This window comes from Streptomyces sp. W16 (assembly GCF_033194735.1).
In the GTDB taxonomy this organism is placed as follows: domain Bacteria; phylum Actinomycetota; class Actinomycetes; order Streptomycetales; family Streptomycetaceae; genus Streptomyces.
In genome coordinates this window covers 1-8,531 of the sequence record NZ_JAWOAI010000442.1, presented here as the reverse complement: position 1 = coordinate 8,531, position 8,531 = coordinate 1, and the positions used below count along the sequence as shown (strand labels likewise).

The following is an 8,531-nucleotide window of genomic DNA, read 5'->3' as shown; positions in this document are numbered from 1 at the left end:
CCCGCCAGGGCGTGGGTGCCCAGCGCCGCCGCCAGCCCGGTGCGCCACGCGGTCACCGTCGCCGAGTCCAGCAGGGCGAGCAACTCGCCGTCCACACCGCTGTACAGGCAGATGACACCCCGCAACGCGGGCCGCGCATCGGGGAACTTGGCGTTGACCTTCACGGTGTAGGCCTCGATGCCGGGCAGCAGTCCGGGGATCAGGGCGGTGGCCGTGCCGGGGAACGGCAGGTCGGTGCGCACCCGTTGGCCGGGAATCGCCGTCTCGGCCCCCATGGCGCGGAAGCCGTCGCGCAGCGCGGCGAGACAGGCGGAGGGTTCCAGCAGGTCACCGAGATCGCTGCGGGTCAGAAGACGGGTCATGCGTTCATGATCCGTCGGAGGCGGCGTCGGGGCCCGGGTCTTTCTTCGCCCGGCTGGGCTGCACCCGCTTGGGCTCCCCCGGCATCTTCGGGTACTCGGGCGGGTACGGCAGGTCGCCGAGTCCGTGGTCGTGTTCGTCGCGGCGGGCGAGTTCGAGGAGGGCGTCGAGGGAGTAGCGGTGGTCGTCCATGTCGGCGTGCACGTCGCCGAGTTCGGCGAAACGGGCCGGCATGGTCGCCAGGTCGAAGTCGCGGGGGTGCGCGGCGTTGACCTCGTCCCAGCGCAGGGGGGCCGAGACGGGGGCGTGCGGGCGGGGTCGTACGGAGTAGGCGGAGGCGATGGTGCGGTCGCGGGCGGTCTGGTTGTAGTCGACGAAGATGCGCTCGCCGCGCTCCTCCTTCCACCACTTGATCGTCACCTGGTCGGGCATCCGGCGTTCCAGTTCGCGGCCGACCGCGATGGCGGCGCGGCGGACCTGGGTGAAGGTCCAGTTGGGTTCGATCGGTACGAAGACGTGCAGGCCGCGTCCGCCGGACGTCTTGGGGAAGCCCTTCAGGCCGCCGAACTCGTCGAGTACGGCGCGGAGTTCGTGGGCGGCGCGGACGGCGTCGTCGTAGTCGGTGCCGGGCTGCGGGTCGAGGTCGATGCGGAGTTCGTCGGGGCTGTCGACGTCGTCGCGGCGCACCGGCCAGGGGTGGAAGGTGAGTGTGCCGTACTGGGCGGCCCACAGGACGGCGGCCTGTTCGGTGGGGCACATCTCGTCGGCGCTTCGTCCGCTGGGGAAGGTGATGTGGGCGGTCGGGATCCAGTCGGGCATGTTCTTGGGCGCCCGCTTCTGGAAGAAGTTCTCGCCCTCGACCCCGTCCGGGTAGCGCTCCAGGGTGGTGGGGCGGTCGCGCAGGGCGCGCAGGATGCCGGGGCCGACCGCGATGTAGTAGCGGGCGAGGTCCAGCTTGGTGAAGCCGCGCTCCGGGAAGAAGATCTTGCCCGGGCTGGACAGCCGTACGGTCCGGCCGCCCGCCTCCAGTTCCACCGCTTCGCCCATGCGAGCCACGCTAGGCCCGCCGCCCAGAAATCGCATACCGGGCGACAAGCTACATACGAGAGCAGAATCGGAGTCATGGATCTGCCGGTGATGCCGCCCGTGAAGCCGATGCTCGCCAAGTCGGTGGCGAGGATTCCGCCGGGCATGCACTACGAGGCGAAGTGGGACGGCTTCCGGGCGATCGTGTTCCGCGACGGCGCGGAGGTCGAGTTGGGCAGCCGTACCGGAAAGCCGTTGACCAGGTACTTTCCCGAACTGGTCGAGGCGCTGAAGGCGCGGGTGCCGGAGCGCTGTGTGCTGGACGGCGAGATCGTGATCGCGCGGGAGGGGCGGCTCGACTTCGACGCGCTGACCGAGCGCATCCACCCGGCCGAGTCGCGGGTGCGGACGCTGGCCGAGCGGACACCGGCCTCCTTCGTCGCCTTCGACCTGCTGGCCCTGGCCGACGAATCGCTCCTGGACGTCCCCCTCTCCGACCGCAGGGCGCTCCTCGCCCGGGCGCTGTCGGCCGTGACCGCGCCCGTGCATCTGGCGCCCGCGACCACCGACATCGAGGTGGCGCGGCGGTGGTTCGAGCAGTACGAGGGCGCCGGGCTCGACGGTGTCGTGGCGAAGCCGCTGGACCTGCGCTACCGCCAGGACGAGCGCGCCATGTTCAAGATCAAGCACGAGCGGACGGCAGACGTGGTGGTCGCCGGGTACCGCCTCCACAAGAGCGGCCCCGTCGTGGGCTCGCTCCTGCTCGGCCTCCACGACGACCACGGCGCCCTGCAGCACGTGGGCGTGTCGGCCGCCTTCACCATGAAGCGGCGCGCCGAGCTGATCGACGAGCTGGAGCCGCTGCGCATGGACGACCCCACGGGGCATCCGTGGGCGGCCTGGGCGGAGGAGGCCGCCCATGAGAGCGCCCGGCTGCCGGGTGCGCCGAGCCGCTGGTCGGGCAAGAAGGACCTCTCCTGGGTGCCGCTGCGGCCGGAGCGGGTGGCCGAGGTGGCGTACGACCACATGGAGAACGGCGCGCGCTTCCGGCACACGGCGCGTTTCCGCCGCTGGCGCCCGGACCGGACGCCCGAGAGCTGCACCTACGCACAGCTGGAGGAACCGGTCCGCTACGACCTCGCGGAGATCCTCGCCCCGCCGGACTGACCTCTTCCGGATCTTCCGGTGGGCCGATCGGCCCATTCGACGCGCACAAACACAACCGAGCGGGTATGGCCACCAATGAACTTATAAGAGCACAATCGAAAACACAGACTGGTGGCAACGGTGGGCATGGGACAGAGGGCGCCCCGGCGTCGCGGCGCGAGAAGAGCGGCGCTGCTGGCCGCCACGATGACGGCCTCCCTGGCGGTGGGCTGCACGGCGCATCACGGCGGGACCGTCGACGACGGACGCGGACGGAACCAGTCCCCCACGCAGAGCCCGGCCCAGAGCCCGAGCGCCGACGGCACGGTCGCCCCCGCGGCCGGTCCGGTGCTCGCGGTGAAGATCGACAACGTGCCCGCGGCCCGGCCGCAGACGGGTCTGGACTCGGCGGACATCGTCTACGCCGAGCAGGTCGAGGGCGGACTGAGCCGGCTGATGGCGGTGTTCGCCACCAAGCTGCCCAAGTCCGTCGGGCCGGTGCGCAGCGCCCGCGTGTCCGATCTGGAGTTGCTGCGCCAGTTCGACGACCCGACGCTCGCCTTCTCCGGGGCTCAGCACAAGCTGCTGCCGCTGATCGACAAGGCCCCGCTGCGCTCCGCGTCGCCCGACGAGGTGGCGAGCGCCTACTACCGGGGTGTCGACAAGTCCGCCCCGCACAACCTCTACCTTCACCCGGACAAGCTGCTCTCCGCCGCCCCGGGCGCAGCGGCCCTGACCACCGGCTTCCACTACGGCGCGGCCCCCGCGGGCGGCACGGCCACGGCCTCCCGCACGGTGCGCTATCCGGCGGCCCGCTTCACCTTCACCTGGTCCGGGTCCCGGCACCGCTGGCTGGTCACCGAGGACGGCACGCCCACCGTGACGACCGCCGGCAAGCGGCTGGCCCCGGCGACGGTCGTGATCCAGTACGTGAAGATCCGCAAGTCCGTCTACCACGACGTCCTCGGCAACAACACGCCGTACACCGTGACCGTCGGCTCCGGGAAGGCGGACGTCCTGCGGGACGGCCGTACCTACAGCGTCGACTGGAAGCGGCCGACGGCAACGGACGGAACGGAGTTCACCACCTCCGACGGCACACCCGTGAACTTCGCGAAGGGCCAGGTGTGGGTGGTGTTCGCGAAGGCCTGACAGCGATGGCCCGAGGGTCAGCGGTGGGCGGCGAGGGGCTCCGTGGGGTTGCGGAGTCCCTCGGCCGCGTCCGAGACCCGTTGGATGAGGTCGAGGAAGACGCCCTGTTCCTCGGCGGAGAGGGGGGCCAGGAAGACCTGGTTCATCCGGGCCGTGCGCACGGCGAGCTTGCGGTGGGTGCGCCGGCCGTCGTCGGTGAGGCAGAGCAGGAAACGGCGGCCGTCCTGTGCGTCACGTACCTTGTCCAGGAGCCCTCGGCGGCTCAGCCGGCTGATCACCTCGGCGACGGTCGACCGGTCCAGGCCCACCCGCTCCCCCACGGTGCGCTGGTCGAGCCCCGGTTCGGCGACGAGCGCGTTGAGCACCGCGAACTGCGGCGAGGTGATCTCCTCGGAGACCATCGTGTTCCACAGCAGGTAGTGCGCCTGCTGGAGTCGCCGGGCGAGGTGCCCGGGATGGATCGTGAGGTCCACCGCGCCCATGTGCCCTCCCGAAGTCATATTCGTCTGTGCACTGAACGATACCCAGGGACCCCGGGGCCGAGTCCAGGCCTGTGCACGGAGCCGACCTGGCACTTCTCCCAGGTCTTGACGCGGCGGCCCCGCAGTGGCAGCGTGAAAGAAACTTCACCGAAATGCTCAGTGCCCTGATGAACTGCGGCAGCCTGAACCGCATGGACTGCTCACCGGGCGCTCGGACGGGACGGAGCTTCACGGATGGACAAGGTGGTCGCCACAGCCCTGGAGGCAGTGGCCGATGTGCCGGACGGAGCGACCCTCGCCGTCGGCGGCTTCGGGCTGAGCGGTGTACCGAACGTGCTGATCCAGGCGCTCTACGAGCGCGGGGTCGGCTCCCTGGGCGTGGTCTCCAACAACTGCGGGGCGCTGGAGTCCGGCCTCGCCGTGCTGCTGGCCGCCGGCCGGATCGCCCGGGTGACCGGCTCCTACATCGGCGCCAACAAGGAGTTCGCCCGCCAGTACCTGGCCGGGGAACTGGAGGTGGAGCTGATCCCCCAGGGCACTCTGGCGGAGCGGCTGCGCGCGGGCGGGGCGGGCATCCCCGCCTTCTACACCCCGGCAGGCGTGGGCACCCAGGTCGCCGAGGGCGGACTGCCTTGGCGCTACGACGGCTCGGGCGGGGTCTCGCTCGCCTCCCCGCCCAAGGAGGTGCGGGACTTCGACGGCACCGAGTACGTGCTGGAGCGCGGCATCCGCACCGACTTCGCCCTGGTACGGGCCGCGAAGGGCGACCGGCACGGGAACCTCGTCTTCAACAAGTCCACCCGCAACTTCAACCCCCTCGCCGCCATGGCGGGCAAGGTGACCATCGCCGAGGTCGAGGAACTGGTCGAGCCCGGCGAGATCGAACCGGACGCGGTGCACCTGCCCGGGATCTTCGTGCAGCGGGTGGTGGCCCTCACCCCCGGACAGGCCGCCGACAAGCGGATCGAACAGCGGACGGTGAGCAGCTGATGGCCTGGACACGCGAACAGATGGCGGCCCGCGCGGCGCGCGAACTCGAAGACGGGCAGTACGTCAATCTCGGCATCGGACTGCCGACCCTGATCCCCAACTACCTCCCCCCGGGCGTCGAGGTGATCCTCGAATCCGAGAACGGCATCCTGGGCACCGGCCCGTACCCCACCGAGGACCAGGTCGACCCGGATCTCATCAACGCCGGCAAGGAGACCGTGACGGTCCTGCCCGGCGCCTCCTTCTTCGACTCCGCGCTCTCCTTCGGAATGATCCGAGGAGGACATATTGACGTCGCCGTCCTTGGCGCGATGCAGGTGTCGGCCGGGGGCGACCTCGCGAACTGGGCGATCCCCGGCAAGCTGATCACCGGGATCGGCGGGGCGATGGACCTCGTCCACGGCGCCCGCACGGTCATCGTCGTGATGACCCACGTGGCCAAGGACGGCTCCCCCAAGATCCTCAAGGAGTGCGCACTGCCGCTCACCGGCAAAGCGTGCGTGAACCGGATCATCACCGATCTCGGCGTGATCGACGTGACACCCGAGGGGCTGGTGCTGACCGAGACCGCGCCCGGTGTGGCCGTCGAGGAGATCGTCGCCAGGACCGACGCGAAACTCATCGTCCCGGAGGGACTGCTGTGAACACGGTCTACATCGTCGACGCCGTCCGCACCCCGTTCGGCAAGTACAGCGGAGGTCTGGCCTCGGTCCGCCCGGACGACCTGGCCGCCCACGCCATCCGCGAACTCCTCGCCCGCACCCCGGACTTGGACCCGGCCCGCATCGAGGACGTGTACTTCGGCAACGCCAACGGCGCCGGCGAGGAGAACCGCGACGTGGCCCGCATGGCCACTCTCCTCGCGGGCCTGCCCACCTCCGTACCGGGCGTGACCGTCAACCGGCTGTGCGCCTCCGGCCTTGAGGCGGTCATCCAGGCGGCCCGCGCCATCGCCGTCGGGGACGCCTCCATCGCCGTGGCCGGCGGCGTGGAGTCGATGACCCGGGCGCCGTACGTCCTGCCCAAGTCGGACCGCCCCTTCCCGGCCGGGCACACCGAGCTGTACTCGACCACGCTCGGCTGGCGCATGGTCAACCCGGCCATGAACCCGCAGTGGACCATCCCGCTCGGCGAATCGGCCGAACTCATCGCCGACAAGCACAAGATCAGCCGCGAGCAGCAGGACGAGTTCGCGCTCGCCAGCCACACGAAGGCGGCCGACGCGCAGGCCGCGGGGCTCTTCGACGGCGAGATCGCACCCGTCCCGGTTCCGCAGCGCAAGGGCGACCCGGTCGCCTTCGCCGCCGACGAATGCGTACGGGCGGATGCTTCCCTGGCGGCGATGGCCAGGCTCAAACCGTCGTTCCGCAGCGAGAACGGAACCGTCACCGCGGGCAACGCCTCGCCGCTCAACGACGGTGCCGCCGCCCTGCTGCTGGTCGACGAGGAAGGCCTCAAGGCCACCGGCCGTCAGCCCCTCGCCCGGGTCTCGGCGACCGGCGTGCACGCGCTCGACCCGGACTACTTCGGACTCGCCCCCGTCGAGGCCGTCAACCGCGCACTCGCCAAGGCGGGCAAGGGATTTGACGATCTGTCAGTCCTCGAACTCAACGAGGCCTTCGCCGCCCAGGTGCTCGGATGTGTCGCCGAATGGCCCGAGTTCGACCCGGCGATCCTCAACCCGCAGGGCGGCGCCATCGCCCTCGGTCACCCCCTCGGCGCCTCCGGTGCCCGGCTCGCCGGCACTGTCGCCCACCAACTCGCCCGCAAGGGCTCGGGAGTTGGTGTCGCCACCCTGTGCATCGGCGTGGGCCAGGGCCTCGCCCTCGTCCTCGAACGGTAGGAACCCCATGGCTCTCACCCAGCACGACATCGACCTCGAAATAGCGGCCGAGCACGCGACGTACGAGAAGCGGGTCGCGGACGGCGCCCCGGTCGAGCACCATCCGCGCCGCGACTACGCCCCGTACCGTTCCTCGCTGCTGCGTCACCCGAAACAGCCGCCCGTCACCATCGACGTCTCCAAGGACCCGGAGCTGGTGGAGCTGGCCTCGCCCGCCTTCGGTGAGCGGGACATCACCGAGATCGACAACGACCTGACGCGGCAGCACAACGGGGAGCCGATCGGTGAGCGGATCACCGTCTCCGGACGGCTGCTGGACCGCGACGGGCGGCCGGTCCGCGGGCAGTTGGTGGAGATCTGGCAGGCGAACTCGGCCGGCCGCTACGCGCACCAGCGCGAGCAGCACGACGCCCCCCTCGACCCCAACTTCACCGGTGTCGGGCGCACGTTGACCGACGACGAGGGCAACTACCGCTTCACCACGATCCAGCCGGGCCCCTACCCCTGGCGCAACCACGTCAACGCCTGGCGTCCGGCGCACATCCACTTCTCGATGTTCGGCACGGCGTTCACCCAGCGGCTCGTGACGCAGATGTACTTCCCGAGCGATCCGCTGTTCCCCTACGACCCGATCATCCAGTCGGTGACGGACGACGCGGCCCGGCAGCGCCTCGTCGCGACCTACGACCACAGCCTGTCCGTGCCCGAGTTCTCGATGGGCTACCACTGGGACATCGTGCTGGACGGCCCGCACGCCACCTGGATCGAAGAAGGACGCTGACCCGCAATGACGAAGATCGACACGAGCCGCCCGGAGTCCGTGCTGCCGACCCCGTCGCACACCGTCGGCCCCTTCTACGGCTACGCGCTGCCCTTCCCCGGCGGCGGCGACATCGCGCCGGTCGGGCATCCGGACACGATCACCGTCCAGGGGTACGTCCACGACGGCGAGGGCAGGCCGCTGCCGGACGCCTTCGTGGAGCTGTGGGGTCCGGACCCCGACGGCAATCTGTCCACGACCGACGGCTCGATCCGGCGCGACCCGGCCAGCGGCGGCTATCTCGGCCGCAACGGCGTGGAGTTCACCGGCTGGGGCCGCATCCAGACGGATGCCAACGGTCACTGGTACGCACGGACGCTACGGCCCGGCGCACGCGGCCGGAATGCCCCCTACCTGAGTGCCTGCGTCTTCGCGCGCGGGCTGCTGGTGCACCTCTTCACCCGGATCTATCTGCCGGGCGACGAGGCCGCGCTCGCCGCCGATCCGCTGCTGTCCGGGCTGGACGCGGCGCGGCGCGACACGCTGATCGCGCAGGACGACGGCAAGGGCACCTACCGTTTCGACATCCGCCTTCAGGGCGAAGGCGAGACGGTCTTCCTGGAGTTCCAGTGACTTTTGCCGACCCGTCGGACACCGGCCTGCTCGCTCCCGGGTGGGCCGGCTCCCCCGCCGCGTCCGCGACGAGCGACACCGCCTATCTGCGGGCGCTGCTCGACGCGGAGGCCGCGCTCACCCGCGCCCAGGCCTCGCT

9 protein-coding genes and 2 pseudogenes are annotated in these 8,531 nt (G+C 70.7%); 8 read left to right on the top strand and 3 right to left on the bottom strand.

Annotated features, from left to right (window positions below; genetic code table 11):
* Together R6V09_RS39510 and ligD are read right to left on the bottom strand one after the other, a co-directional pair.
* A pseudogene (locus tag R6V09_RS39510) lies at window positions 1–362 on the bottom strand (ornithine cyclodeaminase family protein); the annotation flags it as partial.
* A 4-nt stretch (window positions 363–366) separates the two neighbouring features.
* Window positions 367–1,407: a non-homologous end-joining DNA ligase gene (gene ligD, locus R6V09_RS39505; protein WP_317886306.1), complete on the bottom strand. Its 1,041-nt coding sequence runs from the start codon at window positions 1,405–1,407 to the stop codon at window positions 367–369.
* 75 nt (window positions 1,408–1,482) lie between these two features.
* On the opposite strand from ligD, the gene R6V09_RS39500 reads away from it, so the two are divergent.
* Together R6V09_RS39500 and R6V09_RS39495 are read left to right on the top strand one after the other, a co-directional pair.
* A complete protein-coding gene (locus R6V09_RS39500; protein ID WP_317886305.1) occupies window positions 1,483–2,553 on the top strand; it encodes an ATP-dependent DNA ligase in 1,071 nt (356 codons plus the stop codon).
* 126 nt (window positions 2,554–2,679) lie between these two features.
* Window positions 2,680–3,684, top strand: coding sequence for a DUF3048 domain-containing protein (locus tag R6V09_RS39495; protein ID WP_317886304.1), 1,005 nt, complete (start codon window positions 2,680–2,682; stop codon window positions 3,682–3,684).
* 17 nt (window positions 3,685–3,701) lie between these two features.
* On the opposite strand, the gene R6V09_RS39490 is transcribed toward R6V09_RS39495, so the two are convergent.
* Complete coding sequence (locus R6V09_RS39490; protein WP_317886303.1) at window positions 3,702–4,166, bottom strand: MarR family winged helix-turn-helix transcriptional regulator; 465 nt, start codon at window positions 4,164–4,166, stop codon at window positions 3,702–3,704.
* A 234-nt stretch (window positions 4,167–4,400) separates the two neighbouring features.
* Between R6V09_RS39490 and R6V09_RS39485 the strand changes: the two genes are divergently transcribed.
* From R6V09_RS39485 to R6V09_RS39460, 6 genes and pseudogenes are all read left to right on the top strand, one after another.
* On the top strand, window positions 4,401–5,156 hold the full coding sequence (locus R6V09_RS39485; protein ID WP_317886302.1) for a CoA transferase subunit A: 756 nt from the start codon (window positions 4,401–4,403) through the stop codon (window positions 5,154–5,156).
* Window positions 5,156–5,800: a CoA transferase subunit B gene (locus tag R6V09_RS39480; RefSeq protein WP_317886301.1), complete on the top strand. Its 645-nt coding sequence runs from the start codon at window positions 5,156–5,158 to the stop codon at window positions 5,798–5,800. Before R6V09_RS39485 ends, R6V09_RS39480 begins: the two co-directional genes overlap by 1 nt.
* Window positions 5,797–6,999, top strand: coding sequence for a thiolase family protein (locus R6V09_RS39475; protein ID WP_317886300.1), 1,203 nt, complete (start codon window positions 5,797–5,799; stop codon window positions 6,997–6,999). The genes R6V09_RS39480 and R6V09_RS39475 overlap by 4 nt, the downstream gene beginning before the upstream one ends.
* Window positions 7,000–7,006: 7 nt before the next feature.
* Entirely contained in the window at window positions 7,007–7,780 is a 774-nt protein-coding gene (gene pcaH / locus R6V09_RS39470; protein ID WP_317886299.1) for a protocatechuate 3,4-dioxygenase subunit beta, read from the top strand.
* Between the two features lie 6 nt (window positions 7,781–7,786).
* Window positions 7,787–8,392 carry a protocatechuate 3,4-dioxygenase subunit alpha gene (gene pcaG / locus R6V09_RS39465; protein WP_317886298.1) on the top strand — a complete coding sequence of 202 codons (606 nt, stop codon included), beginning with the start codon at window positions 7,787–7,789 and terminating at the stop codon, window positions 8,390–8,392.
* A pseudogene (locus R6V09_RS39460) lies at window positions 8,389–8,531 on the top strand (3-carboxy-cis,cis-muconate cycloisomerase); the annotation flags it as partial. The gene pcaG and the pseudogene R6V09_RS39460, both read left to right, overlap by 4 nt.

Coding starts and splice junctions, on each gene's coding strand:
- ligD (WP_317886306.1), bottom strand. CDS start 1,407: ATGGGCGAAGCGGTGGAACTGGAGGCGGGCGGCCGGACCGTACGGCTG.
- R6V09_RS39500 (WP_317886305.1), top strand. CDS start 1,483: ATGGATCTGCCGGTGATGCCGCCCGTGAAGCCGATGCTCGCCAAGTCG.
- R6V09_RS39495 (WP_317886304.1), top strand. CDS start 2,680: ATGGGACAGAGGGCGCCCCGGCGTCGCGGCGCGAGAAGAGCGGCGCTG.
- R6V09_RS39490 (WP_317886303.1), bottom strand. CDS start 4,166: ATGGGCGCGGTGGACCTCACGATCCATCCCGGGCACCTCGCCCGGCGA.
- R6V09_RS39485 (WP_317886302.1), top strand. CDS start 4,401: ATGGACAAGGTGGTCGCCACAGCCCTGGAGGCAGTGGCCGATGTGCCG.
- R6V09_RS39480 (WP_317886301.1), top strand. CDS start 5,156: ATGGCCTGGACACGCGAACAGATGGCGGCCCGCGCGGCGCGCGAACTC.
- pcaH (WP_317886299.1), top strand. CDS start 7,007: ATGGCTCTCACCCAGCACGACATCGACCTCGAAATAGCGGCCGAGCAC.
- pcaG (WP_317886298.1), top strand. CDS start 7,787: ATGACGAAGATCGACACGAGCCGCCCGGAGTCCGTGCTGCCGACCCCG.